At 63.7% G+C, this 24,820-nt stretch carries 20 protein-coding genes; 6 read left to right on the top strand and 14 right to left on the bottom strand.

Annotation, left to right across the window (positions count from 1 at the left end):
- On the top strand, positions 1 to 298 hold a 298-nt coding region (locus tag PMN64_RS17920), incomplete at its 5' end, for a hypothetical protein (protein ID WP_411781578.1).
- Between the two features lie 318 nt (positions 299 to 616).
- On the opposite strand, the gene PMN64_RS17915 is transcribed toward PMN64_RS17920, so the two are convergent.
- From PMN64_RS17915 to PMN64_RS17895, 5 genes are all read right to left on the bottom strand, one after another.
- Positions 617 to 1,039: a GFA family protein gene (locus PMN64_RS17915; protein WP_411781577.1), complete on the bottom strand. Its 423-nt coding sequence runs from the start codon at positions 1,037 to 1,039 to the stop codon at positions 617 to 619.
- A 1,148-nt stretch (positions 1,040 to 2,187) separates the two neighbouring features.
- A complete protein-coding gene (locus PMN64_RS17910; RefSeq protein WP_411781576.1) occupies positions 2,188 to 2,367 on the bottom strand; it encodes a hypothetical protein in 180 nt (59 codons plus the stop codon).
- A gap of 265 nt (positions 2,368 to 2,632) precedes the next feature.
- Positions 2,633 to 2,803: a hypothetical protein gene (locus tag PMN64_RS17905; protein ID WP_304498851.1), complete on the bottom strand. Its 171-nt coding sequence runs from the start codon at positions 2,801 to 2,803 to the stop codon at positions 2,633 to 2,635.
- Between the two features lie 714 nt (positions 2,804 to 3,517).
- Positions 3,518 to 4,399, bottom strand: a complete 882-nt coding sequence (locus PMN64_RS17900) for a L,D-transpeptidase (RefSeq protein WP_411781575.1) — start codon at positions 4,397 to 4,399, stop codon at positions 3,518 to 3,520.
- Positions 4,400 to 4,540: 141 nt separating this feature from the next.
- Positions 4,541 to 6,094 (bottom strand): winged helix-turn-helix domain-containing tetratricopeptide repeat protein, encoded by a 1,554-nt coding sequence (locus PMN64_RS17895; RefSeq protein ID WP_411781574.1) that lies wholly within the window; start codon positions 6,092 to 6,094, stop codon positions 4,541 to 4,543.
- 235 nt (positions 6,095 to 6,329) lie between these two features.
- On the opposite strand from PMN64_RS17895, the gene PMN64_RS17890 reads away from it, so the two are divergent.
- A complete protein-coding gene (locus PMN64_RS17890; RefSeq protein WP_411781573.1) occupies positions 6,330 to 6,581 on the top strand; it encodes a DUF1127 domain-containing protein in 252 nt (83 codons plus the stop codon).
- 132 nt (positions 6,582 to 6,713) lie between these two features.
- On the opposite strand, the gene PMN64_RS17885 is transcribed toward PMN64_RS17890, so the two are convergent.
- On the bottom strand, positions 6,714 to 7,334 hold the full coding sequence (locus PMN64_RS17885; protein ID WP_411781572.1) for an N-acetylmuramoyl-L-alanine amidase: 621 nt from the start codon (positions 7,332 to 7,334) through the stop codon (positions 6,714 to 6,716).
- Positions 7,335 to 7,536: 202 nt separating this feature from the next.
- Between PMN64_RS17885 and PMN64_RS17880 the strand changes: the two genes are divergently transcribed.
- The gene (locus PMN64_RS17880) at positions 7,537 to 10,740 is read left to right on the top strand and encodes an adenylate/guanylate cyclase domain-containing protein (RefSeq protein ID WP_411781571.1); all 3,204 of its coding nucleotides are present in this window, start codon (positions 7,537 to 7,539) and stop codon (positions 10,738 to 10,740) included.
- Positions 10,741 to 10,786: 46 nt separating this feature from the next.
- On the opposite strand, the gene PMN64_RS17875 is transcribed toward PMN64_RS17880, so the two are convergent.
- The 3 genes from PMN64_RS17875 to PMN64_RS17865 form a co-directional block, all read right to left on the bottom strand.
- Positions 10,787 to 11,998 (bottom strand): GGDEF domain-containing protein, encoded by a 1,212-nt coding sequence (locus PMN64_RS17875; protein WP_411781570.1) that lies wholly within the window; start codon positions 11,996 to 11,998, stop codon positions 10,787 to 10,789.
- A gap of 679 nt (positions 11,999 to 12,677) precedes the next feature.
- Positions 12,678 to 13,289, bottom strand: coding sequence for a LysE family translocator (locus PMN64_RS17870; protein ID WP_411781569.1), 612 nt, complete (start codon positions 13,287 to 13,289; stop codon positions 12,678 to 12,680).
- Between the two features lie 144 nt (positions 13,290 to 13,433).
- The gene (locus PMN64_RS17865) at positions 13,434 to 13,838 is read right to left on the bottom strand and encodes a response regulator (RefSeq protein WP_304498844.1); all 405 of its coding nucleotides are present in this window, start codon (positions 13,836 to 13,838) and stop codon (positions 13,434 to 13,436) included.
- A gap of 159 nt (positions 13,839 to 13,997) precedes the next feature.
- Here PMN64_RS17865 and PMN64_RS17860 point away from each other — a divergent pair, with 159 nt between their 5' ends.
- Positions 13,998 to 14,867, top strand: coding sequence for an SDR family NAD(P)-dependent oxidoreductase (locus tag PMN64_RS17860; protein ID WP_411781568.1), 870 nt, complete (start codon positions 13,998 to 14,000; stop codon positions 14,865 to 14,867).
- Positions 14,868 to 15,300: 433 nt separating this feature from the next.
- On the opposite strand, the gene PMN64_RS17855 is transcribed toward PMN64_RS17860, so the two are convergent.
- The 3 genes from PMN64_RS17855 to PMN64_RS17845 form a co-directional block, all read right to left on the bottom strand.
- Complete coding sequence (locus PMN64_RS17855; protein WP_411781567.1) at positions 15,301 to 16,149, bottom strand: FRG domain-containing protein; 849 nt, start codon at positions 16,147 to 16,149, stop codon at positions 15,301 to 15,303.
- Between the two features lie 226 nt (positions 16,150 to 16,375).
- Complete coding sequence (locus PMN64_RS17850; protein ID WP_028343420.1) at positions 16,376 to 17,182, bottom strand: lytic transglycosylase domain-containing protein; 807 nt, start codon at positions 17,180 to 17,182, stop codon at positions 16,376 to 16,378.
- Between the two features lie 167 nt (positions 17,183 to 17,349).
- Positions 17,350 to 17,760, bottom strand: a complete 411-nt coding sequence (locus tag PMN64_RS17845; RefSeq protein ID WP_411781566.1) for an ester cyclase — start codon at positions 17,758 to 17,760, stop codon at positions 17,350 to 17,352.
- 506 nt (positions 17,761 to 18,266) lie between these two features.
- Here PMN64_RS17845 and PMN64_RS17840 point away from each other — a divergent pair.
- Positions 18,267 to 21,071: a CHAT domain-containing protein gene (locus PMN64_RS17840; RefSeq protein WP_411781565.1), complete on the top strand. Its 2,805-nt coding sequence runs from the start codon at positions 18,267 to 18,269 to the stop codon at positions 21,069 to 21,071.
- Positions 21,072 to 21,241: 170 nt separating this feature from the next.
- Entirely contained in the window at positions 21,242 to 21,478 is a 237-nt protein-coding gene (locus PMN64_RS17835) for a hypothetical protein (protein WP_411781564.1), read from the top strand.
- A 332-nt stretch (positions 21,479 to 21,810) separates the two neighbouring features.
- Here PMN64_RS17835 and PMN64_RS17830 read toward each other — a convergent pair whose 3' ends face one another.
- The gene (locus tag PMN64_RS17830; protein ID WP_411781563.1) at positions 21,811 to 22,188 is read right to left on the bottom strand and encodes a VOC family protein; all 378 of its coding nucleotides are present in this window, start codon (positions 22,186 to 22,188) and stop codon (positions 21,811 to 21,813) included.
- Between the two features lie 133 nt (positions 22,189 to 22,321).
- Positions 22,322 to 24,454: an RNA polymerase sigma factor RpoD gene (rpoD, locus tag PMN64_RS17825; RefSeq protein ID WP_038386840.1), complete on the bottom strand. Its 2,133-nt coding sequence runs from the start codon at positions 24,452 to 24,454 to the stop codon at positions 22,322 to 22,324.
- Between the last annotated feature and the right edge of the window lie 366 nt (positions 24,455 to 24,820).

Raw genomic sequence — 24,820 nt, 5'->3', positions numbered from 1 at the left:
CTGGCCAGGTGTCGTGGTGCGTGAATATGAAGGCGAGACACCATCCCTGATCCCAGGATTCAAGACGGTCTCAATGCGCGATGTCATTATGCAGCCGGGATCGAAGACCATGGGTCCCCCGATGATGAATGCCATGATCTGCCATATCACCGAAGGGGAGCTTCGGCTTGATCAGGAGGGAAAGACCTTCACCGGCAAGAAGAATTTTGTCTGGACTTGTAACAAGGAAACAAAAGAACAGGCGTACAACGACGGGAGTGTGGTCGCGATCATGCGGATCACGGACCTGAAGGCCTAAGGCTTTTTTCTTCGCAAGAGATCTAGGAGCGGATGGCGCACGCGACGACGCGCCATCCGCGTGCAGGACCGCTTTGGGTCAGAAGGCGTAACGCGCGCGCAGCACAAGAATGATGGGTATCGCTTTCGCTCCACCCATCCTACGCGGCTGGTTCTTGGCACGATGCTTCCGCACGCACCTCGATCTCGGGCGGATGCCCATAGATCCGGCTGCCTACGAATGTCCGCATCAGCCTCGGGTGCGGACAAACGAGGCGTACTTAGCCATGTCGGCTAAGGGCCACGAGCGGTAGCAGCCGATCCGAAAGTGCCACGACACCTAGCGTGTATCCATTGGTTGGGTCTGATCCCTCAGCAGGAGAAGTCCATCAGGAAAACGAACCCATTCAAGCTTTGACTCGCACCAAGCAGCTACCTTGGGCGCAGGGAAAGCGGGATCGGCGAAGCATCCAACCGGAATGCCGATGACGTCGGGCAAAAGTTCAAGACTTGTGCTCACTGTCGAACCACATACGGGACAAAACTCGAATAGGACGTTCCCGCCTGACGCACCCTTGCGACTATAAGTTAGGCCCTTGCCCGAACGATCCCTCACCTGGTTAGAGTTCCATCGGGATGAAAGTGCGAATGCAGATCCCGAACGCTTCTGACATCGCGTGCAGTTACAGGCTGAAACCAAGGCGGGTTCGCCTTCAACCGTGAGACTTAGCTGTCCGCACTGGCAGCTGGCTATACGCGTCATGTTGTCCCCCTCTGCGATTAGAGATGATACGACATTTCATCTGACACAACCTTAGATTACTATTGCGTCGATTCCATTGCGAACGCGTTCAGTTTGTTGCCGTCCAAATCGCGGAAATAGAAGGCCGCAGCTCTCGGCAAATCGTTAGTCCCCAGCGTCACATAGCCAATCATTCATTATTCCTCCGGCTGTGGCTGCGACAATTCGATGCGCCCTTCGAGTATACTTAAACTTATGGTTGCGTCCAGAATCTGACGAATCTTCGACAACACGAGTTTAGGCTCGCAAGGTTGTAATCGGCGCGGATCGGAAGCTGCGCAACAGGCCCTGAGATGGTGCATTCAACCCAGGTCATCAAAGCTGGGCTGCCTATTATGGGTGAGGGCCAATGTCTCTTGCGGGTCACAAGCCGACCATGGCGGCCCGCTTGGCCCCGGTCGGCTTGCCTCCCGAAAGCGGATATTTCTGCCTTCAAGGTCGGCTAAGGGCCAGAAGCGGATAAGGCCGCTTTGACTGGACGACCGAAATGATGCGTTCGATATCCATCGGGCCATGCAGCGTGCTCAAGTGCGCGAGCACTGGCTCAACCATGGGCCTGAGTTACTGCTGGTTCGGCTGAATGAAAGACGCCACCAGTTAAAGCAGCCCTAAACAAGAACCGGCCCACCGCCAACCGCGCGATCGACGATGGGCCGTTCCGGGTGGATGGCACGGGCTCGGTGTTTCAAGCGTCGCACCACAGACCCTACTCTCAATATCTGTACTTGGGGGTGGTTCCTACGGATTGGGCTAGCGGCTTGCTCTTTAGGGCCGGCTTTTCGTCCTGCTCAACCTCTTGCAGCACTCTATCAACAACGGCTTGAGTGCGTGTGTCATGCAACTCTTCGGCGTACGCCGAAGCTACCTCTAAGTGAAAGCGCATTTGAGTGCGCAACGCTTGTTCGGGACCGGCCATGCCATAGGATCGCAGGATCGGTCGATAATCCATTCACATAGGTAAGAAAGCCAAGGTGTGAGGTGCCCTTATTAGACTCTGACATTCAAGCGCACAGCGCGACCAAGCTGTATAAGACTTGGCGGCGCTGGCACTCAAACTGGAAAATGCAATCCTCCAGCAGGAGAGATACGGCTGAGCGAGCGGAAGGTTGCTAAGGTCGGCGGTCCAGCTCCGCTATTTGCTCTTCGATGTCCTTGATTATGTCCATGAGCAAAAACCGCAGAGCGTCATCGGCGAAACGCTCCGAAAGCCCACGATAGCCGCGCAGCTTCTGTTCGAGTTCTTGCTTCGCCTCCTCTCGATTCACGTCGGCCCGGGAGAGCGTAGCCACTCGCTCACGTGCGCGCCGGTCTCGGCTTGCCTGGCGCGCTTCAACAGCGCCTCCTTCTCAACACCTGACGGCATCGACTTGGCCCGTTCGCGCATCTCTTCGGCCTGTCCGGCAAGCCGCTGTTCCAGCGTCTCAGTTTGAATGCTCCGGCGTCTAATTGGTCCCACGCGAATTTCCTCATTGGGTTCCTGCCCGGAACGAGGGACTCAAGTCGGGAAGCCGCGCAACGTTCCTCGGGCCCGCCAACTGAGGCAGCCGACGAGGTTCATTGCGACGCCGCTCCCTTTTCCTCAAACAGAATAATGCTGACCTCTCCGCACGCCTCGCAGCGTTGCGTCAGGAAGCGCGTTCCAGTCTGCGTGTCGGGAAAGCTGCGGAGGTTGGTCAGCTCTCGGCCGCACTTGCAGCGACGGATAGCTTCTTCTGCTTTGAGCATCGCATGATCTCCACCGATCATGCTGACCCAACAGACCGGAGTTAAGTCCGTTCCGGACTTAATTAGGGAAACTCGGTTCACCCATGGAGACCCGCGGTAACACCCCTGCGCTGCGGATTGAGAGAACAAGTTGGCGGACGACATCATTTGCTATGGGTTAATTCAGAACAGGCCACTCGGAAATTCGAACCAAGCTCCGACAAAATTAGGACGGAGGGTGAAACACCGGAGAGACAGGCCTGTCATAATCTGCAATTCTCCAGAGACGGCGCGGTGAGGCGGCGCCAGTGTTCGTTCCAACGCGCTGGGCCGTTTCTTGCCACCGTGCTTCTACGGAATCTGCTTTGAAGCAGAAGAGGCCTAGGGTCCTAATACCGGGCTATTTCATAAAGATCATTTTTTTGATTATCCGGCAGGGGTCGCTTGCGTTGGCGGCCCCTATTTTATGTGAGTTGCGCCCTGCGCCGGTGCCTAAGACGGACAGCACTCTACCGTCCTGTCAGAACGGATGGTGATACCAGACCAATCCGGGAACATGGCAGTTGGCCGGGAGTCCGCTTCGGGTCAAAAGCCGCCTATGGTGGCTAAACCGGGCGGCAATAGAAACTCGTATATTAGTGCCGCAACTGTCGCGTCCGCATTATCGACCTCGAAGCTTACGGCTCAGACTTGAAAGCGATCATCGAACAAGGCCCACGCAAGTCCTCCCTTGAGCTACTGGGCGTCGGCCATCTTCGGTCGGGACGACTGCGGTTGCGCGTTGACTGCCGAGGGCCGGCTCGACGGCGACGCCGGTTCCTGCGATGAGACGCCAGCATCGGGCGGCGCGCCCTGGGATGGTCGATGGGCAGCTTGTGCCGGAAGCACGATCACTTTCGCTCCGACTTTCACCCGATCATAAAGGTCCGCGACGTCGTCATTGGTCAGCCGGATGCAGCCGGACGAAACCCGCTTTCCGATCGTATCGGGCTTGTTGGTGCCGTGAATTCTATATTCGGTATCGCCGAGATACATCGCCCGGGCGCCGAGCGGATTGCCGGGACCGCCCGCCATGAACCTCGGCAGATAAGGCTGGCGCGAAAGCATCTCTGCGGGCGGACGCCAATCCGGCCATTCCGTCTTGCGGGCCACGACCTGTTCACCGGACCATGTGAAGCCTTCGCGGCCGACACCGATGCCGTAGCGCATCGCCTGCCCGCCGTTCAGAACGAGATAGAGGAATGTGTTGCCGGTATCGATGACGACGGTGCCCGGCGGCTGGTGACTGACGTAGTCAACCACCTGCCGAACAAGACGTCCGGGAGCATCAGCGGCTTTTGGTGTTTCGATCCGGGGCGCGGGGACCGGGATTGGAACCGGAGCTGGCGCTGGCGCTGGAGCCTGAACCGGCGCTGCTACGTGAATGGGAGTCGACGGCGTCGGACTGGATGGCGCCGGCACCTGGTGCGCGGCTTGCTTCCGTATCGGCTGAACGCTCGCCGGCCGCCACAGCAAGTTGTACCCCAATGCGGCAGCGGCCACGACGCCAACTACAACTCTCCCGGCGACCGGCAGGGTGAGCGTTTCGATCTTTCCACGTTTGGCCCGCTTGCCCATACCTCTCCCCTGATCCCAAGCCCGGAAGAGGTACCCGGCAAATTTTAACAAGCCTCGAAGCGATTTCGCTCAGGGTGGAAATCGCCAAGCGTCGTTAACGCCGGCCCTTGTCCTCAGCCTGTCGATGCGGACGAGCGCGGCTCATTCGGGCAATCCCGCTTTCCGAAAACCCTCGATCATCAGCTTCGCATTGATTGATAGCCGGCTCCGAGCGATCCACGCCGATATTGTGAAAGTGGGGTCGAGCTCAAGCACACCGGCTGCCGCTTCACGGGCCTCAGCGTCCCGTCCGAGATGGGCGAAAGCGGACGCGAGGCAGCGGTATGCGCCTGGATAGGAAGGGTTCTGACGCAGGGCTTTCCTCCCTGCAACGACGGCCTCGTCGAAGCGACGAAGCTCGATAAGGGCAAATCCCATCCCGGTTAACGCTGTGAATTGGAGCGGGTCCACCGGGCTCATTCGCATGGCGCGTTCGAGGCTCCGGATCGCTTCCTCCGGCTGCCCCGCAATCTTATAGACCCAGCCTCTGCGGTTCCATGTGTTATATGAATTCGGGTTGAGCGCGACCGCCCGATCGGCCATCTCAATCTCAGCTTCACAATCGCCGACCAAAAGAGCCGAGATCAATGCGGCAGTTGCCAACGTGCCTGGATCATGATCGTCGAGGCTCAATGCCAGGCGCATAAGCCGGAGGGCTGCCTCGCGTTCGAATTGTTGGTCGATCGCATAGCTCCTGAGCACGTTTTCCAAATGACAGGCACCTGCCAAAGCTGCCGCAGCAGCAAACCCAGGGTCAAGCTCCAGGGCGCGCTGCACCAGTCGGAGTGCCTCGGCCAAGCTTTCGCGGGTCGATCGGACGGCTTGCTGTGTTGCCCGAAGATAAAGATCATATGCGGTGAGGTCTTCCGGTCGCCGCCGCGACGCCATCGCGATTTCGGCTTGAAACAACTCTGGCTGAACGGCCGAGACAACAGCCAGCGTGATGTCGTCCTGCAGCGCGAAAACGTCCGTCAGGTCGCGCTCGAACCTATCCGCCCAGATATGTGCGCTCGTGGCCGCTTCAATCAACTGGCACGTGATGCGGACTTTCCCCGACGCCTTGCGCACGGCTCCCTCAAGGACATAGCGGACCCCAAGCCTGCGCCCGACGTCCTTGATGTCGACGGCTTTGCCCTTGAAGGTGAAACTCGAATTGCGAGCGATCACGAACAGCCATTTGAACCGCGAAAGCGCAGTCGTGATCTCCTCAACCATCCCGTCCGCGAAGTACTCCTGCTCAGGATCGTCAGACATGTTCGCGAACGGCAGCACGGCGATGGAGGGCTTGTCGGGTACCGCAGGGGCGCTCTCGGGCGTATCGCCCGGATCCGGACCTGCAACCTCTCGCGCCTCCTGCACCTGTCCGACGAAACGGAATCCCTTGCGTGGTAACGTCTTGATCAGTCGCTGTTCCTCCCCGGAATCGCCGATTGCGCTTCGGGCGACATTCAGCCGGGTCGTCAGTGCCGCATCCGAAACGCTGCGCCCATTCCAAACGGCATTGATGAGGTCGTCCTTGCTGACGACGCGCTCCCTGTTGCGGATCAGATAATCGAGCAGATCGAACACCTGCGGGGCGATGCGGACGACGTCCGCCCCGCGATACAATTCGCGCCGGTCAGGGTCGAATGCGTAATCCTCGAAGAGATAGCGCAAGATGCCAATCCCCCTGGAATCCCCTTGGATGAGAGCCCCCGATAACCGGGTAGCGCTTTGGGCTGGCTGGAAATCGCAAGAATAAGCTGCAGGTGAGGAAAATGTAAGCCGCCGGTCAAGCATACCCGCAGCTCTCGCGGCATCCTCGTGCCGGCCATGACGGCTCCTGACACCATGGTGGCAACAGGGGAGCGCTAAAGCCGTGGAAGAAACACCATCCCATGGAGACTGCGCGATGAGCTCGACGCACGGCACAACATGGCTGGAACGGACATCCGTATCGACCCGGCATGTCTCCAGCTTCTTCTGGAAATATTGGGATGCCCTTCGGGAGCGCCGCGAACGCCAGGAATTGCGCGCCACCTTGTCCAACCTAAGCGACGCGGAGCTGATGGACATCGGTACCACGCGCGGAGAGATCGATTACGTCGCCTCGCACCGAGACATTGACCCGCGAGGCATCCGATCCGGCGAATGGCTCCGATAACTGTCAGCGGTAGACGGCCGGGTTGGGCCCACCGACTTCCGAAAAGGTCAGGAGGCGATATCCCTGAGGCCGGATCGGGTTTCCGCTTCGTCCGCGCAAGCGGGTGTCCCGGATTTTAATAGAGTACGCGCCCTACTCGCCCCACTGCCGCGCCATGGTCGCGAGCGCGCAGCCCTCGCAGTAGCGGGCGTCCTTGAAGTCGATCCAGTTGTGCGCGTAGACGCGCTCCGCCGGAATGCCGTAACGCGCGCGCAGCACCTTCACCAGCACCCGCCAGGCCGCGACCTGCGCGTCGGTCGGGCCGGTCGTGACGTCGGGGTAATTGCCGGCGAACTCGACGCCGATCGACGTGTCCTTGTTCACCTGGCGATAGGTCTTGCTGTTGTCGATGTATTTGTTGTCGTTGCGATCGGCGCCGTCGGTGTGGGTCGGAACGAGATTGTCGGCGACCGACCAGTAAACCGTGCCGTCGGTTTCGACCCAGACCATGACGCCGCGCCGGGTCGGGTTCTTGTGCTGCGCCTCGGCGCCGTATCGCGCCGAGCCCTGCGGCCCCTCGGTCTGGTGCACGATGATGTTGCGCCAGGGATGCGATTTGGCGACGTCGCCCCAGGGCGACAGCCAGACCATCTTCAAGCCGGGAATCTCGGGTGTGCCTTGCGATCGCGCGATGGCCGCGAGATCGGGCGTTTGGGCTGATGCGGCGGAGGACAGGACCAGCGCAAGGAGCGCGGCGGGCAGGCGAGGCGTCATTGCGGAAGATCCGGCGTCGTTCCTCGTTAGAGCGTGGCCTCGTTAGCGCGTCTAGCCCAAATCCGCCGCCGCATCTGTCGAAAATGACCCCGGGCGGAGCTTCCCTCTGCTGCTCGAAATCCCGCGCCCAAAGTCCTGTATCCCACGGTCAGGTAGATGTGCCAATCTACCTTTAGTAGCGCCGGGTGGGGGAATCGACGGCATGAGCGATCTGCGCGAATGGTTGCGTGGGCAGAATCTCGAGCAATATGCCGACGCGTTTGAGGCGAATGACATCGACCTCGACATCCTGCCCGACCTCGATGACCATGATCTCGAGAAATTGGGCCTCTCACTGGGCAATCGCCGCCGGCTTTTGAAGGCGATCGCGGGCCGTAATATCGCAGCAAGCCCGATTTCCGGCCAGGACAAGGCTCCTTCGCCCGGCAAAGCTTCGTCCGCGGCTGGGGCGCCCGGCTCTGGCGACGCCGAGCGGCGGCAGGTATCGGTGATGTTCGCCGATATGGTCGGCTCCACGGCACTCTCAGCGAAGATTGATCCGGAGCTGCTCGGCGGCCTGATCCGGCGATACCAGGACGCGGTGGCCGGTGCGATCGGCCGTTACGGTGGATTTGTCGCCAAGTTCATGGGCGATGGTGTGTTGGCCTATTTCGGTTTCCCCCGCGCCTTCGAGGATGCGGCGGAACGTGCCGTTCGCGCCGCGATTGGAATTCTGTCGGAAGTCGGCGCAATCGAACTGCCCGACGGCACACGCGTGCAGACCCGGATCGGCATCGCCACTGGTCTTGTCGTGGTCGGCGAAATCATCGGCACCGGCTCGGCGCAGGAGCGGACCATCGTCGGTGAAACACCCAACCTCGCGGCGAGGCTGCAGGCGCTGGCCGGTGCAGACTGCATCCTTATCAGCGAGTCCACCCAGAAATTGTTGGGCGGCCTATTCGAACTCACCCATACCGGCGAGCACGAGCTCAAGGGCTTCTCCCGAGCGGTGCCAGCTTGGCGCGTGTGCGGCGAGGCCTCGGTCGAAAGCCGATTTGCCGCGATCCGCGCGAGACGCCTGCCGCTGGTCGGCCGAGCGCATGAAATGGGCCTGCTGCGCGAACGCTGGCATCTGGCGCGGCAAGGCGACGGCCAGATCGTGACCGTGACCGGCGAAGCCGGAATCGGCAAATCGCGCGTGATCGAGGCGCTACAGCAAGAGCTTGCGGCCGACGCTCATGCGCGCATCAATCTGCAATGCTCTCCCTATCACAGCGATAGCGCGCTCTACCCGGTGATCCAGTATCTCAACCGGGTCGCGGGCCTCGCGCCTGCCGACCCGTCGGATGTGCGCACCGAGAAACTCCGCGTGCTTCTTGGCGCGCGGCACATCGCCGATCCGGCCGCGCTGCCGCTGTTGACCGAGCTGTTGTCGATCCCGCTGGCTGAGGCGGCTCCCGCCGCGTCGCCGGCGCAGCGCAAGGCCGCGACGCTGGCGCTGATCGTCGAGATCATGACGCGGACCAGCGACAGCGATCCGGTGCTGACCGTGCTGGAAGATGCGCACTGGATCGATGCGACCACGATCGAACTGATGACGCGATTGGCCGACAGCATCGCCCGCGCGCGGCTTCTTGTCGTTGTGTCGGCGCGACCGGATTTCACGCCGCCCTGGCTGTCAAGGCCACACGCCACGCTGATCACGCTCGGACGCCTTGGCCGCCCCGAATGCGTGCAGGTGGTCGCAAGCGTCGCCGCCGCGCATGGACTGACGGCGGACACGATCGCCGCGATCATCGCCAAGACTGATGGCGTGCCGCTGTTCGTCGAAGAGCTGACCCGAAGCGTGATGGAATCGGCGGGCGAGGATTCGGTGCCGGCGACGCTGAAGGACTCCCTAATGGCCCGCCTCGACCGTCTCGGCGGCGCCCGCGAGGTGGCCCAAATTGCCGCGGTGATCGGCCGGCAATTTACCTTTGCCTTGCTGGAAGCGGTAGCAGGCAAGGACAACGACGAACTGGAAGACATGCTGGCAAAGCTGGTTGCCGCGGGAATTGTGTTTCCTGAGGAGCGTGGCCTCGAGCGGAGCTTCAACTTCAAGCACGCGCTGGTGCGCGACGCCGCCTACGAAAGCCTGTTGCTGATGCGCCGCCGAGAATGGCACGGGCGCGTCGGTTTCGCGCTGGAGCGTTTTGGCGATGTCGCTGCCAAGGAACCGGAGTTGCTGGCCTATCATTTCGGCGAAGCGGAGCAGCTCGCTCTCGCTTGCGATTACCGCATGCGCGCCGGCAACCAGGCCGTGAGCCGCTCGGCCTATGTGGAGGCGATCGCGCATTTCACGGCGGGTCTCAAGCTCGCCGAAACCATGCCGGCGCAAGACGGCCTGCGCCGGCAAGTGGAGTTCTGGCTCAAGCTCGGCGCGGCGTCGGTGGTCGCCCACGGCATGCAAAGCGCCGAGGCCGAAGCAGCCTATACCAAGGCTGGCGAGATCGGCGAGCAGATCGGCGACAGCACCGCTTCCTTCCAGGCCAAATGGGGCCTCTGGATCAACGCCAACCTCAGGCGCAAAACGGCCCTCGCGCGCGACCGCGCCGGCGAGCTGGTGTCGCTCGCGCAACAGTCAGGCGATCGCGAGTTGTTGCTGGAAGCCTATCATTGCCAGTTTTCAACGGCATATTTTCGTGGCGACGTCGGCGGCGCGCTAGAGGGCTGCCAGCACGTCATCGCGCTTTACGACATGACCCAGCATCGCCATCTTGCGCACGCGTTTGGAGGTCACGATCCCGCCGTCTGCGCTCATATCCAGTGCGGCAATTCATGGCGGCTATCGGGAGACGAACAACAGGCAAAGCCGCATTTCGCACAAGGCATTGCGCTGGCCGAAATGCTCGATCACCCGAACAGTCTCGCGCACGGGCTGCACAATGTCGGTATAGGCTATCAGCTCGGGGGAGACCGCGAAGCGACTTACGCTGTGGCACATCGCGCGGCAGCGCTGGCCGAGAAGTTCGCCCTGCCGCCATGGCGCGCCAGCAGCCTCATCCTGGCCGGGTGGGCCACCGCAAGTGGTGCAGGCGCCGCCGACGCGGTGCGGCTGATCGATGCCGAGATCGCCAACGCCACCGCAGCCGGTCCGCTGCCGCAATATTATCTCGGCCTCGCAGCTGAAGTTCTGCTTTCCGCAGGCCGCCCCGCGGACGCGCTCGGTCATCTCGACCGCGCGATCGCAGGTATCGACGAGGCCGGCATCGGCATCTACCTACCCGAAATCTACCGCTTGCGCGGCGCGTGCCTGCTGGCGCTCGACCGCGGCAACAAGACGGAGGCACGATCGGCCTTCGCAACCGCTGCCGATATCGCCAAGCGCCAGTGTGCGGTCATCTTCGAGCGCCGCGCGCAGGCTTCATTGTCCGAGTTGGCGCAATAGCGATCGTTGGATTGCGACCGCGGAATGAGTACGGGCCCTGGCACGCTCAGGCGCGCTTGCGCAGGGTCGCCTCCAGCGGATCGGCCATCTCCGGCGCCTTCGGCTCGTAGGTCGCGTAGCCGTTCTTGCCGCCCTTCTTGGCGTCGTAGAGCGCGTGGTCGGCGGCGGCGACCAGGCGATCGGGATGCAGGCCGATCTCACGGGTCCATTGCGCGACGCCGATCGAGACCGCGATCGGGATGTCCTTGCCGGTGCACTGCTCGGCATCGGCGCGGCAGACCTCGAGCACGCGGCGCGCGATCATCGCGCCCTCGCGCAGTGTCGAGGACGGCAGCACGATGCAGAACTCGTCGCCGCCGGTGCGGGCCAGCATGTCGCCCGGGCGGAGCCGCGTCTGCGCCATCAGCGTGAAATGCTGCAGGCAGGCGTCGCCGGCGGCGTGGCCGTGGGTGTCGTTGATGCCCTTGAAGCCGTCGAGATCGATCACCAGCAGCGCGAACGCCTCGCCGTTGCGGTCGGAGCGCGCGCATTCCTCGGTCAGCCGCTGCAAGAGATGGCGGCGGTTGCCGACGCCGGTGAGATCGTCGAGCAGCGCGAGGTCGGCGACCTCGTTGCGCAGCCGGTCGATCGCCATCAGCAGGAAGCCGAAATTGAGCGCCATCGACAGGAACACCATCAGCAGGATCACCAGCGATTGACCCGCGGAGAAGCGGACGAAGGAGAACTCGCCGGGCTGCAGCAGCGCGCCGACGGCGCGCAGCGCATAGATGCCGATCAGCACGGAGGCGACGATGCCGGCGAGCCGCGCACCGGGGCTGACGCGGCCGTTCTCGGGCGACAGCAACAGCTTCAGCGTCAGCGCGAACGGCGTGACCTGCGCGACGGTGTAGACCAGGATGCGCATTGGCATGCTGTCGTAGGCGAAGATGAAGGTGCCGAGACCGGCGAAGGCCAGCGCCGTGGTCAGCAGGGTGGCGCGCCAGGTCGCGGGCTTGTCGTAGAACCGCTCGATGCCCATCGCGGCAAGGCCGGCGGCGAACACCATCAAGGTCCCCGCCGCGAGCAGCGGCAGCAGCGAGTCCGTCAGCATCACGCGAAGCATCGCGCAGGTGGCGCCGGCGGAGGCGACGAGCGCCGATGCGGTCCATAACCGCGCCGCGCCGAAAGCAGGATAGCTGCGCGCGACATAGGCCCAGATCAGCCCGAGCGCGAGAAAATTGATAATGAATACCGTCCAAAGCGTCGGAACGCTCAACATCGCCCCTGTTCGAGACCCGTATCGGCCTCGCCTCTCCTGAAATGACCGTCCGCCCCCCGGGCGTTTCCTCCAATGACAATCCCCGTTGTCTTACGGAAGAGCATGCGGCCGCGCCACTTAACGGAGCGTCACCCGCGACGTGGCAATCCGTGCTGTGGTTTTGAATTGATGAAGATCTGCGCATCCGCCGTTTGCGCATCGTTAAGCATGACGGACGCGACGACGACTCGGCGCGCGACATGCCCGCGCTTTGCGAAAAAACTGGCGAAAACACGTAACAGCTGTGGATAACACGATGACGGCGCCGTGACAGCACGCGGCAGCAGCCTCCGAATCTGCTGAGTTTGATATCGAGGATGTTGCGAGGCTGGCCCTCCGCCAAGCATGCCTCGGAGTCGCGTTCAATCCATGAAACCCTGAGAGGATACTATGGCTAAGAAAGCGAAGAAGGCGAAGAAGGCGAAGGCGAAAAAGGCCACCAAGAAGAAGGCCGCCAAGAAGTAACGAATTCCAGCCCGGGTAGCGGCTCTTGCCCTGCCCGGGCACCCGGACCGGGACAACCGGTCGCAGCGACAGCAACCTGAAATTCACCGGCCCTACATCGATAGCCCCGAACCGACGGGGCGCAAGGCAGCAGGCGCAACGCCTGCTTTTTTATTGCCTGCGTCAGGGCGCGACGTCAGCGCTCCGCCAAGGCGAGCCTGGCGCCGAGCAGGGCAAAGCCGGCGGCAAAGCTCCGTCGCAGCCAGGCCATCACCTTCGGCCGGGTGATGACGCGGTCGCGCACCGAGGCGGCGAACAGCCCGTAGACCGCGAACACCGCAAAGGTCATCGCCATGAACACACAGCTGAGCTCGGCCATCCGCGCCAGCGGGTGCGGCTCGTCGACCGCGATGAACTGCGGCAGGAAGGCCAGGAAGAAGATCGACAGCTTCGGGTTGAGGATGTTGATCAGGATGGCGGTCACGATCACCCGCCGGCGCGAGCGCGGCTTGATCTCGGTGTCGACGGCGAGCGCGCCGCGCTCGCGCAGCGCCTGCCAGGCCATGTAGAGCAGATAGACGACGCCGCCCCATTTCAGCGCCGCGAACGCCACGGCGCTGGTGTGCAGGATGGCGGCAAGCCCGAGCATCGCCGCGATCATCTGCGGCACGATCCCGAGCGTGCAGCCGAACGCCGCCGCCACGCTCGCCCGCGCTCCCCGGGTCAGCGCCACCGCCAGCGTATAGAGCACGCCGGTGCCGGGCGAGGCCACCACGATCAGCGTCGTCAGCAGGAACGACCAGGTCACTTCAAATCCGTCACTTCAAATCCGTCACTTCAAATCCGTCACTTCACATCCTCGGCGGGCGGGACATCGTCCGCCAATATCACGGCGACGGGGACGGCGGAAGCGGCTGCCGGGCCTCCGCCCGGCGCCCGCGCCGACACCCTGTTATGACGACCTGCGCCATCCGCGATGCGAAAGCTCCGACGCCTTCATCTCGGCGACCCGGATCACGTCCAGCGGCGCCCAAGGCTTGGCCCAGAACAACGCCCCGTCCGGCAGGCGCTGCCGCAGCGGTTTGCCCGAGGTGACGATCACGTCGAGATCGGGTCTGTATTTCTTCGCGGCATGGGCGAGCTCGACGCCGGTCATGTGTCCGGCCAATTCGACGTCGGTCATCATCAGCACGACGTTCTCGCCGTTGCCCTGCAACACCAGTTCGGCGGCCTCGGCGCTCTCGCAGGCGATGACGTCGAACTCGCTTTCCTCCAGCAGCAGCCCGATCATCTCGCGCTGCATCGGGTCGTCCTCAACCACCAGGGCCTTCGCACGATAGGGCTTTGACTGTCCCATGGGTGGCTCCCTTGGTTTGAATGCTTCGGTTCGAGCACGTAACATAGGTTAAATGCCTAAAATCACTGGATGGTTCAGTTCCAATTTGAGAAAAGTGTGGAAACGCCGTGTTCCCCGCTTGGCAACCACCACCCCCCGTTGAGATGGAGCTCACCTGACATGACCGCGATCTCTGGATCCGCCGCTGCCGTGACCGGAGCCGCCAGCGGCATCGGCCGCGCGCTCGCGCATGAACTGGCGCTGCGCGGCTGCGATCTGGCGATCGCCGACCGCGACGAGGCCGGCCTGCAGGCCGCCGCCGCGGAGATCGCGAAAGCGAGCCCGCGCAAGGTCACCGTGCACCGCCTCGACGTCAGCGAGCCGGACCAGATCACGGCGTTCGCGGAGGCCGCCGTTACAGCGCATCCCTCGCTCAACATCGTCGTCAACAATGCCGGCGTCGCGCTGCTCGGCGAGTTCGGCGAGTTCGATCAGGCGCAGATGGAGTGGCTGTTCAACATCAATTTCTGGGGCGTGGTGCACGGCACCCGCGCCTTCCTGCCGCAGCTTTCGCGGCAGCGCGAGGCGCATATCGTCAACATCTCCTCGATCTTCGGCATCATCGCCCCGCCCGGCCAGAGCGCCTATTGCGCGGCCAAGTTCGCGGTGCGCGGCTTCTCGGAAAGCCTGCGCCACGAGCTTGCGGTGGCGAACAGCCCGGTGCGTCTGTCCGTCGTGCATCCCGGCGGCGTCGCCACCAACATCGCGCGCAGCTCGCGCGCCGGCACCGGCGTCACCGACAATGCCCGCCGCGCCCAATCGATCGAGCGCTTCGACGCGCTGGCCAGGACCACGCCGACCGCGGCCGCGCAGCGCATCATCGCCGGCATCGAGAAAAACCAGCCGCGCATCCTGATCGGCAAGGACGCATACTTCATGGATTTGCTGCAACGCTTCCGCCCGGCGACATACTGGAAGACGATGCAACGGATGATGGAGAAGACGGCGGCCAGGCGGATGGCCCGCGATGCCGCGAGAGCGAGCCAGTAGCGCGATGGCGCGGAGTAACCCGCGCACCTCGACCGGCGTCGTCCCGGCGCAAGCCGGGACCCATCATCACAGGATTGGGTTGTTGAGCACGCCGGGGCCGCAGCGTCGTGCAACGACCGACATTTGTGGTTACGGGTCCCGGGTCAAGCCCGGGACGACACCGAGGATGTTGCACGCGCAGTGAGCGAATGCACGATGCCGCGACGTGAGGCCTTGTGGCGCAAACGCGCATACACCCGTCGTCCCGGCGAAGGCCGGGACCCATAACCACAGGATCGGGTTGTTGAGCACGCTGGGGCCGCAGCGTCGTGCAACACGGACATTTGTGGTTATGGGTCCCGGGTCAAGCCCGGGACGACACCGAGGATGTTGCACGGCCCGCGGGTCATACATATGCCTGCGAGTCACACCTGCGCGTCATCGCGACACGAGATTACCCGCCCAGCTGCCTCTTCACCCCGAGCGCCAGCCGGAACAGCGGATCGCTTTTCTCCGACGGATAGAGCGCACTCTTCGCCACCTGCGGAAAATTGTCGCTCTTCCAGAACGACGCCGGCGCGAACGAGAATTTGGCGACCAGCCGCCGGCCGAAATCCATCTCGTAGGGAAAGTAGTTTTCCTTCTGCTCGGTGCCGGACATCTCCGGATACTCGCCGAGCAGATAGCCCTCCTGGATATGCGGGCGCACCGCCGACGGCGGGCAGACGCTGGCGAGCCGCACGATCTGCAGGCTGGCCTCGGCGCTCGCCGTGATCGCGCCGCTCAGATTCGGCACACCGAGCACATAGAGGAAGGCGATGCCGGTCTCCGCCAGCGAGGCAAAGGAGGCGGCGATCCGGATCGAATGGGTGACGTCGAGCAGCGGCGTGGTGCAGACCTCGTAATGCTGCAGGATCGACCAGCGCAGGATGCGATGCCGCTTCAGCCGTTCCAGTCCGAGCAGCTTTTCCCCGGCGTATTCGGCGATCAGGATCCGCTCGGCGCGTTGCAGCGCGTCGAACCGCCCGAGCAGCGTCGCCTGATCGGGATTGCCGCGGCCGCCGCGAAACAGCGTCGGCTTCAGCGACGAGTTGCGCTTGATGTTCCTGTAGTCGGCGCCCTGGCCGCGAAACAGCAGCACATGATCTCGGTTGAGGAATTGCAGCTCGGCGATCTTGGTGGCGAGCTCGAGATAGGAGCCGACGCGATGGCCCGGCCCCTCCCGCACCGCCGCGTTCTTCGCGACCTGGCATCCGCGGCGGTCGAAGAACGACCAGATCTTTTGGCTGCCGATGGTTTCCATGGGACGTCACTCATTCCGTCGCTCCGGGGCTCGCGAAGCGAGGGCCCGGAATCCATTTCTCGATGCGTGATGCGGCCCGATGGAAATAATCGTCATTGCGAGGAGCTCGGCGACAAAATTGCGAAGCAATTTTGCGCTGAAGCGACGAAGCAATCCATCGTCCCGCATGTGCCGAAAGATGGATTGCTTCGCTCCGCTCGCAATGACGGACAAGGCCGCCGCGCCCTCACCGCCCCACGAGCTGATCGGCAAAATACCCGATGGTCTTGCGATAGATCACCGCCCTGTTCCACTCGCGCATCGCCTCGAAATTCGCGGTGCCCTCGCCATAGGGCGCGCCCATCTTGAAGCCGCTGGTGTGCAGAAGGTTCGCGGTCGAGGCCAGCACGTCGGCGACCGAGTGGCGCAAATCGACATGGCCGTCGCCGTCGAAATCGACGCCGTACTTGATGTAGGACGACGGCAGGAACTGCGTCTGGCCGATCTCGCCGGCATAGGCGCCGATCATGTCATTCAGACGGAGATCGCCGCGCTGCACGATCTTGAGCGCGGCGAGCAGTTCGCCCTGGAACAGGTCGGTGCGGCGGCAATCATGCGCCAGCGTGGCGAGCACGCGGAACACCGGCAGCTTGCCCATGTCGCCCTTGCCGAAATCGGTCTCCAGCCCCCAGATCGCGACCAGGATCTGGCGCGGCACACCATACTGCTGCTCGATCTTCGAGAGCAGCGCGGCGTGCCGCTGCAGCATCGCGCGGCCGCCATTGATGCGCCCGGGCCCGACTCGGGTTGCGACATACTGCTCAAAGGTCTTGTTGAAGGTGTAACGCTGCCGCCGGTCGAAGGCGAGCACCCCGCCATCCTGCTGCACCCCGCCGAGCGCCGCCGAGATCACATCCTGCTGGATGCCGGCGCTCGCCGCCTCCTGCGAGAACGACTGGACGAAGCCGGGAAAACTGCCGCCGCAACGGGCGGCGTATGAGGGGGTGGCAAGCAGCAAGGCGCCGAACACAACCGCCAAACGACACCTGAGCATGCAAAAATCCCCCTGCTTCGAATGACCGATCATGCCATGGAGGAAACGAGGCAGTCAAAGTGTCGGCACGACACTCCATTCTCGGCGGGCAGCTCCGCGCCTCAATTCATGTTCGCACGGCGAATGACCACGGCGCATCCATCAACCGATCAACACGTAGCTGTCCCTCAATCCCTGAGCTGCCGCTCCAACCCCACAAAATCGATCTCGGCCCAGCGCTCGGAAATTTTGCCGTCCTGAATCCGCCAGAACGTCATGCCGCGGAATTCGACGTGGCGGCCGGTTGGCTGGATGCCGCGCCATGGGCTGCGGTGCCGGCCGCGCCAGACGAAGCGGCCGGCGACGATGTCGCGCTCGGCCACCAGGCATTCCGCCACCGCCGACAGGTCGGCGAAGGTCTCGTGCATCGCGGCCGAATGCGCGATCACGTCCTCGGCGCTCAGCCGCTTGCCCGCCGCGTGGTCGAAGAAGTCGGGCGCCAGCTGCGCGCGGATCGCATCGGGATCGTGGCGGTTGGTCACGGCGTCGTAATGCGCGAGCACGAGCGCCTTGTTGGCGTCGATTGTGGCGTTGGACATCGGCGATCGGCTCTCGAAGGAATGGTTGTAGAAAGAGAAGGATGCGCCTCATACGCGAATCGGACGGCATGGCGCAAGTGACGATGGTCAGAAAAAGCTCAGCTTTCGGCCGTCGCTCGTTTGCACACCGATGCGAAAGACGGCTGCCGGGAAAGTGCGCCGCCGTGCGCGGCTCCGCCGCCAGCCATTCCCTCGGCTCGGCGCGAACGGCAGGCGGGCCGGCGCAACCGGCGGTAACATCATCCGATAGCTTGACTGCCGGTGGCCTGCAAGCGGCGGCCAGCGACCCACCGCACGGCAGCATTCGAGGACGCGATACATGAACGCCGAAGCCGCCGGCCGCGACCAAGAAGCACGGGCTGGGCAAGCCGCTTCCGCCACGCGGCTGGCCGCGCTGTCTTGTTCATGCAAAGCCGCGCCGCTAAAGCCAGGCACGCCGGCTGCAACGCCGCCGTCATTTGGGGACGCCATCCGATGACGCGTTTGGGGATGAGGATGTGCTGCAGATGACGATCGCCGGGGGTTTCGCACGCGCGCGCAGGGCCGCCGCATCGCTCGGTGTCGTGCTCGCGCTCGGCGCTGTTTTGACCGCGACGTTCAACACCGCCGCCGCGCAGGGCGTCTTCGCCAAGCGTGCGCCGGCGCAAGGTGGCGGCAGCACGCAGGCGATCACCGCGCAGATCAAGAACGCCATCGCGCTGACGCGCGGCGGCAAGATCGACGCCGGCCATGCGCAGCTGCTTGCAGCACTGGATGCCGCAGACAAGCTCGACGACGCTCAGTTCGTCATGGAGCAGTATTTCGACGCGACCACGACGCTGCGCGCGGTCAAGCGCGACGACCTCGCCGAAAAGCTGTTCGCGCGCGCGTTCCAGAGCAAGGCGGCGGCGCAGAGGCCGCCCGGCAATGCCGACGTGCTGCTGATGTACGCGATCCTGCTGTCCGACCACGCCAGGATCGCCGAAGCCGTTCCGCTCTACATGAAGGCGATCGCGGCGTTCAACGCCTATTGGGGCGAAGGCTCCGAGGAATCGCTGATCGCGAACGACAAGCTCGCGGTCGCGCTGTCCGCCAACGGCTCGGCGGCGTCGGCGACGAATCTGGGCCGGCACAATTTCGAGCGCGCGGAGAAGGCGCTGGGGCCCGACCACCGCACCACCTGGAAGCTCGCCAACAATTATGCCGACATGCTGCGCGAGATCGGCGCACCGGCGAAGGCGCTCGAGCTCGATCTGTTCGCGATCGAGAAGCGCGCCAAACATTATGGCGAGAACCATCGCAACACGCTGGTAACGGTCAACAACGCCGGCCAGGATTTCCTCAATCTTGGCCGCTTCGACGACGCCCGCCGCTACTTCCGCCGCCACCGCGCGATCGCGGCCGCGATGGCGCCGAAGGATCCGAGCTTTGCCGGACAGGCGGACGCCTGGCTGTTCTACACCGACATGCTCGCGGCCGGCGACGCCGCGATCGCGCCGGCCGATCTGGGGCGGCTGGAGGCGATCGTCGCCAATGAGGCGAATTTTGCGGATTTCCTGCGCATCAAATCCGCGGTGCTGGCTGCCGGCCAGCGCGAGCAGCGCGGCGAGCGGGACAAGGGGATGCGGCTGCGCGAGACCGCGCTGGCGATCTCGACCCGCGCCTTCACCGCGCAGCATCCGATCAGCTTCGAGATCAAGCTCGGCATCGCGACCGCGCTGATCGCTGATGATCCGACCCGCGCGGTGCAGGCCTTCGCCGCGCTCGACCGCGAGATGTTCGACTGGATGAAGCGCGAGGTCGGCACATCGGGCGATCGCGCCGTCGCCGAAGCGATCCGTGCCCATGCCGATCATCTCTTGTTCGCGTTCGGCCGCTTCGCCACCGGCGCCGGCTCCGCCGTGGCGCAGCCGGCCTTTGCCGCCGCCGTGCTGCGCTGGAAGACGCTCGGCGGCGCCGACGCCACGGCGCTGCGCCAGCTCGAGACAGAGGTCGCCGGCAAGGACGAGGAGACCGCGACGCTGCTGCGCACCGCGCTCCGGCTCAACGGCGAGAAGCAGGAGCTGTTCTCGTCGGGCAATATCGACGACTGGGCGAGGTCGGTGTGGGGGCGGCAGGACGCGGCCGAGAAGGCGCTGCAGAAGCGGCTCGATGCGATCGGGGTCAAGCTGCCGCAAGACCCGATCCGTCCGTCACAGGTGCTCGCGGCGCAGGAAGCCGCCGTCAACTATTTCATCACGCGGCAATGGAAGGCGGATCGCCAGGCGAAGGCGCCGCTGGCGGCGACCGTGCTCTACGCGATCGTCGAGACCGCAACGAGCGAGCCGCGCGTGGTCGATCTCGGCGATCCCGGCCGGATGATCGACACCGGCGTGCGCACCGAGATCACCCGGCTGCGCGCGACGCGAGCCACCGCGCCTGATCCCGATGCGCACGCGCCCGACGTCAAGGGCCGCTTCCAGAACCTCCGGGCGCGGCTGTTCGCGCCGCTCGAGCCACTGCTGAAGGACAAGACCACGCTCTATGTCGTGCCTGACGGCTTCCTGTTTGCCGTGCCGTTCGCGCTGCTGCCCGGCAGTGGCGGCGGCCTGCTGGAGGACAAGTTCACGATCCGGATGCTGATCAGCCCCGACGCGCTGATCGCGATCCATGCGCGCGAGACGCTCGACCAGCGGGGTGCGATGCTGCTCGCCGGCGGCATCGAATATGGCGAGCCGGGGCCGATGCCGCTGCCCGCGACCCGGACCGAGATCGAGGCGATCGCAAAACTCGCCCGCACCCGCGGCGCGCCGGTCGAGATGCTGACCGGGCGCGGCGTCAGCGAAGGCACGCTGCGCGCGGCGATCGGCAAGGCGCGCATCGCGCATCTGGCGACGCACGGCTTCTATCGCGACGGCACGGCATCCGGCCTCGATACGCTGTGGCAGAGCGGCATCGTGCTGTCGGGCGCCGGCGACAGCCGATTTCCGCTGCGCGACGAGAACGACGGCTATCTCTATGCTTTCGAATTGATGGACTGGGACCTGTCCGGGCTCGATCTTTTGGTGCTGTCGGCCTGCGAGACCGGCCGCGGCGACGAGAGCTTCGTCAGCGGCCTGCGCGGCCTGCCGACCGCGCTCGGCATCGCCGGCGCGCGGCGCGCGCTGCTGACGCTGTGGCCGGTCGCCGACGAGGGCACCGCGAACTTCACCGTGCGGTTCTACCAGCACCTCGCGGAGGGGCTGACCTATTCGGATGCGCTGCGCCAGACCAGGCGCGATGCGCGTGACGGCAAGGTCGCGGGCGCGGGCGACGCGAGCGTGTGGGCGGCGTTCGTGCTGTTCGAGGGCTGAGGCATATATGTCGTTGATGTGACCGGACGGGCGCCGCGAGCGCATGCCGGGCCGAACTGCGCCCGACGTTGCGCAAGGCCCGCACGCAACCCCATCGCGCAGGGCAGACCGGCGCGCGGGCGCGGGCGATTTGCTTTGACAGCGGCGGCCCGATCGAGGACAAGCCGCCCATGCCGAAAAAACCCGGGACCAATCCCAAAGGCGAATTCGCCTTCTTCAACGTCTTCTATGAAGACGGCTCGCAGCGCTCCAACCGCCGCGTGCCGTCGGAGCTCATTGGCGGGCTCGACGGCGACGAGCCGGTGCGCGCCTTCCTGCGCGAGCAGGACCGCGAGATCGCCGAAAAGGGCGGCCGCGCCGCGCTCGAGATCAAGTCCATCGAGCGCGTCGGCGCGAAGAAGAAGTAGCGCGCGCGACCTGGTCGCTGCGTCAGAGCTGCGTCAGACAGGCGTATCCGCTGAACGTGCTGTCTCGGCACTCGATCAGCATCGGAGCAAGCGGTACCCCTCTCCCCGCCCCTCCCCCGCAAGGGGGGAGGGAGCCCTTCCGCCAGTGCGTCCCTCACGTTTGCAACCACCGTGCGGCGCGCAGCAGCGTGCAGCACGCGTTGTGGCACGACGTACAAAGGCCACAAGCAAAGTCAGGCGCGCACATTATTCAGGCTCCCTCCCCCCTTGCGGGGGAGGGTTGGGGAGAGGGGTGGCCGCGGGCGTTGGCGCGTGAATTTTGTGCAGACGAATTATTGCGCCCCGGCGCGGAGACGGGTTGGCCAACCGACACGGACCAACGTTTCATCCGGGTCAGAGATCGCAAATTCGTACATCCCCCACGGCTTGTCTTCGGGTGATTGCTGAAATTCGCGCGCTGCGGCGTCAACGCTCTCGAGGTAGAGATAAAGCCCAAAAGGGTTTCTGCCCGGCGTGAGCCACCCCTCGACCGCGTCCGTCAGATGGAGATATCCGCCCTTCCCGTTCGACAGCATGCGATAGGTGTCGGGCTCTCCAGGAGCAGGCCTTTCGCTGTCCGGGCGCGCAAAGCCCAGCCGATTGTAGAACCGCTCCGATGCATCAAGGTCATTACACGGCAGGATCGCGATCAAAGCTCCGGAAGGGCTCATTCGTGCACTCCAACGTCATGCAACAAATTTCGTCCGCTCTTCTCAATGTCTGAAAATTTGTCGCCTTTAAGGTGGGAAAATGAAAACGGCGGGCTCAGGCCCGCCGTTCTCGTTTCGATGGATACCGATAGAATTAGTTATCCAGGAAGCTCCGCAGCTTCCGCGACCGCGACGGGTGCTTCAGCTTGCGCAGCGCCTTGGCTTCGATCTGGCGGATGCGCTCTCTGGTGACCGAGAACTGCTGGCCGACTTCTTCCAGCGTGTGGTCGGTATTCATGCCGATGCCGAAGCGCATGCGCAGCACGCGCTCCTCGCGCGGAGTGAGCGAAGCCAGGACGCGCGTGGTGGTCTCGCGCAGGTTGGACTGGATCGCAGCATCAATCGGCAGGATCGCGTTCTTGTCCTCGATGAAATCGCCGAGATGCGAATCCTCTTCATCGCCCACAGGCGTTTCGAGCGACAGCGGCTCCTTGGCGATCTTGAGGACCTTGCGGACCTTCTCGAGGGGCATGCCGAGCTTCTCGGCGAGCTCTTCCGGGGTCGGCTCGCGGCCGATCTCGTTCAGCATCTGGCGCGAGGTGCGGACGATCTTGTTGATCGTCTCGATCATGTGCACGGGGATGCGGATGGTGCGGGCCTGGTCGGCGATCGAGCGGGTGATCGCCTGCCGGATCCACCAGGTGGCGTAGGTCGAGAACTTGTAGCCGCGGCGATATTCGAACTTATCGACCGCCTTCATTAGGCCGATATTGCCTTCCTGGATCAGGTCGAGGAACTGCAGGCCGCGGTTGGTGTACTTCTTGGCGATCGAGATCACGAGACGGAGGTTGGCTTCCACCATCTCCTTCTTGGCCTGACGGGCCTCGCGCTCGCCCTTCTGCACGCCGTGCACGATCTTGCGGAATTCGCCGATCTCGAGCCCGGTGAGCGCCGCCAGCGACTGGATCTCGTGGCGCAGGTCCTTGATGCGGTCCTTCTCGTGATGGACGAAGTTCTTCCAGCCCTTGGCCGACAGCTTGGAAACGCGGTTGAGCCAGCGCGGGTCGAGCTCGGAGCCCTGGTAGTTGCGCAGGAAGTCCTCGCGCGCGACGCCGTGGCTGTCGCCGAGGCGCAGCAGACGGCCCTCGAACGAGACCAGCTTCTTGTTGATGTCGTAGAGCTGCTCGACCAGCGAATCGATGCGGGCCTGGTTGAGGCGCAGCGACTTCACCTCGACGATGATCTCGTCCTTCAGCTTCTTGTACTTGCGCTCCTGCGAGGGCGACAGCGACTCGCTCTGCAGCTGGTTGGCGATGTCCTGCTCCTGCAGGCGGCGCAGCTTCTTGTACTCGGACGCGATCTTGTCGAAGGTCTCGACCACCTTCGGCTTCAGCTCGGCCTCGATGGCGGCGAGCGACATCTGGTTCTCGAACTCGTCGTCGTCCATGTCGCCTTCGGCGGCGGCCTCGGCGGGATCCTTCTCCTCGGTGGCGGCTTCGCCGCCGGCGGGCGCGGCGCGGAACGGGGTCGGCGACGGCGGCGCGGCCGGCGGCGCAACATGGGCCGGCGCTGCGCCTTGCGCATCGCCGCCATTGCCTTCAGCGGCGGCGCCCTCGGCGCCGTTGTTGCCGATCAGGTTCGGATTGATGCCGCCCTTCGACTCGGGGCCGGCATAGGTGGCTTCGAGATCGATGATGTCGCGAAGGAAGATCTTTCCTTCGTTGAGCTCGTCGCGCCAGATGATGATGGCCTGGAAGGTCAGCGGGCTTTCGCAGAGGCCCGCGATCATCGCCTCGCGGCCGGCCTCGATGCGCTTGGCAATGGCGATTTCGCCCTCGCGCGACAGCAGCTCGACGGTGCCCATCTCGCGCAGATACATGCGCACGGGATCGTCGGTGCGCTCGCCGGGCTCCGACTTCTTGACCTCGGTGACGGCCTTCTGCGTGACCTCGACGAGCTCGTTGTCGGTCTCGTCGTCGCCGTCGTCCTTCTCGTCCTCGCCTTCGCTATCGTCGGCCTCGGTGACGTTGATGCCCATGTCAGACAGCATCGACATGATATCTTCGATCTGTTCGGGCGAGGTCGTGTCGGAAGGCAGCACTTCGTTGAGCTGATCGAAGGTCACGAAGCCGCGCTTCTTGGCCTGCTTGATCATCTTCTTCACCGCGGCATCCGACAGGTCGAGCAACGGCGACGGCGCGTCAGCGGCATCCTTCTCAGGAGCATCCGCTGCCTTGTCGTCTTTTTCCTTGTCCTTAACCTGCAGCGTCTTTGCCTTGGTGGCCATTCACTAAGCTCCCGAAACGCGGTCATGCAAAATGGCGCCACGCACGCGCATCCGCACGAAATCTAGATTTACTCTCTCGACGCACAAAGGGCGGCGCAATATCTCGCCACCCCTGTGATCCGTCTCGACGGTTTCCATCTTGAAATAGCCCGTCGCGTCTTCCGTAAAAGTGGACACCGGTTTTACGATCGGAAGACGCGACAGATCTAGATCTGACGCATTTTCTGACGGCGAACCGGGAACCACTTCGCCTGAAAATGCTACGGTAGCTATTAAGTTTCGCTTAACCCTGTTTTTGCAGCCAAACCATGGATTTGGCGAGTCTTTTTGCGGGTGCGGCCAGCGCCGTCCGCAGCATTTTTGTTA

Source organism: Bradyrhizobium sp. UFLA01-814 (assembly GCF_046718885.1).
In the GTDB taxonomy this organism is placed as follows: Bacteria; Pseudomonadota; Alphaproteobacteria; order Rhizobiales; family Xanthobacteraceae; genus Bradyrhizobium; species Bradyrhizobium elkanii.
Note: the sequence above shows the minus strand (reverse complement) of the source record. Positions and strands in the feature narration are given on the sequence as shown.

Bases quoted from the DNA above. Each gene is read 5' to 3' on its own strand.
- PMN64_RS17915 (WP_411781577.1), bottom strand. From the start codon at position 1,039: ATGACGCGTATAGCCAGCTGCCAGTGCGGACAGCTAAGTCTCACGGTT.
- PMN64_RS17905 (WP_304498851.1), bottom strand. From the start codon at position 2,803: ATGCTCAAAGCAGAAGAAGCTATCCGTCGCTGCAAGTGCGGCCGAGAG.
- PMN64_RS17900 (WP_411781575.1), bottom strand. From the start codon at position 4,399: ATGGGCAAGCGGGCCAAACGTGGAAAGATCGAAACGCTCACCCTGCCG.
- PMN64_RS17890 (WP_411781573.1), top strand. From the start codon at position 6,330: ATGAGCTCGACGCACGGCACAACATGGCTGGAACGGACATCCGTATCG.
- PMN64_RS17885 (WP_411781572.1), bottom strand. From the start codon at position 7,334: ATGACGCCTCGCCTGCCCGCCGCGCTCCTTGCGCTGGTCCTGTCCTCC.
- PMN64_RS17880 (WP_411781571.1), top strand. From the start codon at position 7,537: ATGAGCGATCTGCGCGAATGGTTGCGTGGGCAGAATCTCGAGCAATAT.
- PMN64_RS17875 (WP_411781570.1), bottom strand. From the start codon at position 11,998: ATGTTGAGCGTTCCGACGCTTTGGACGGTATTCATTATCAATTTTCTC.
- PMN64_RS17865 (WP_304498844.1), bottom strand. From the start codon at position 13,838: ATGGGACAGTCAAAGCCCTATCGTGCGAAGGCCCTGGTGGTTGAGGAC.
- PMN64_RS17860 (WP_411781568.1), top strand. From the start codon at position 13,998: ATGACCGCGATCTCTGGATCCGCCGCTGCCGTGACCGGAGCCGCCAGC.
- PMN64_RS17855 (WP_411781567.1), bottom strand. From the start codon at position 16,149: ATGGAAACCATCGGCAGCCAAAAGATCTGGTCGTTCTTCGACCGCCGC.
- PMN64_RS17850 (WP_028343420.1), bottom strand. From the start codon at position 17,182: ATGCTCAGGTGTCGTTTGGCGGTTGTGTTCGGCGCCTTGCTGCTTGCC.
- PMN64_RS17845 (WP_411781566.1), bottom strand. From the start codon at position 17,760: ATGTCCAACGCCACAATCGACGCCAACAAGGCGCTCGTGCTCGCGCAT.
- PMN64_RS17840 (WP_411781565.1), top strand. From the start codon at position 18,267: ATGACGATCGCCGGGGGTTTCGCACGCGCGCGCAGGGCCGCCGCATCG.
- PMN64_RS17835 (WP_411781564.1), top strand. From the start codon at position 21,242: ATGCCGAAAAAACCCGGGACCAATCCCAAAGGCGAATTCGCCTTCTTC.
- PMN64_RS17830 (WP_411781563.1), bottom strand. From the start codon at position 22,188: ATGAGCCCTTCCGGAGCTTTGATCGCGATCCTGCCGTGTAATGACCTT.
- rpoD (WP_038386840.1), bottom strand. From the start codon at position 24,454: ATGGCCACCAAGGCAAAGACGCTGCAGGTTAAGGACAAGGAAAAAGAC.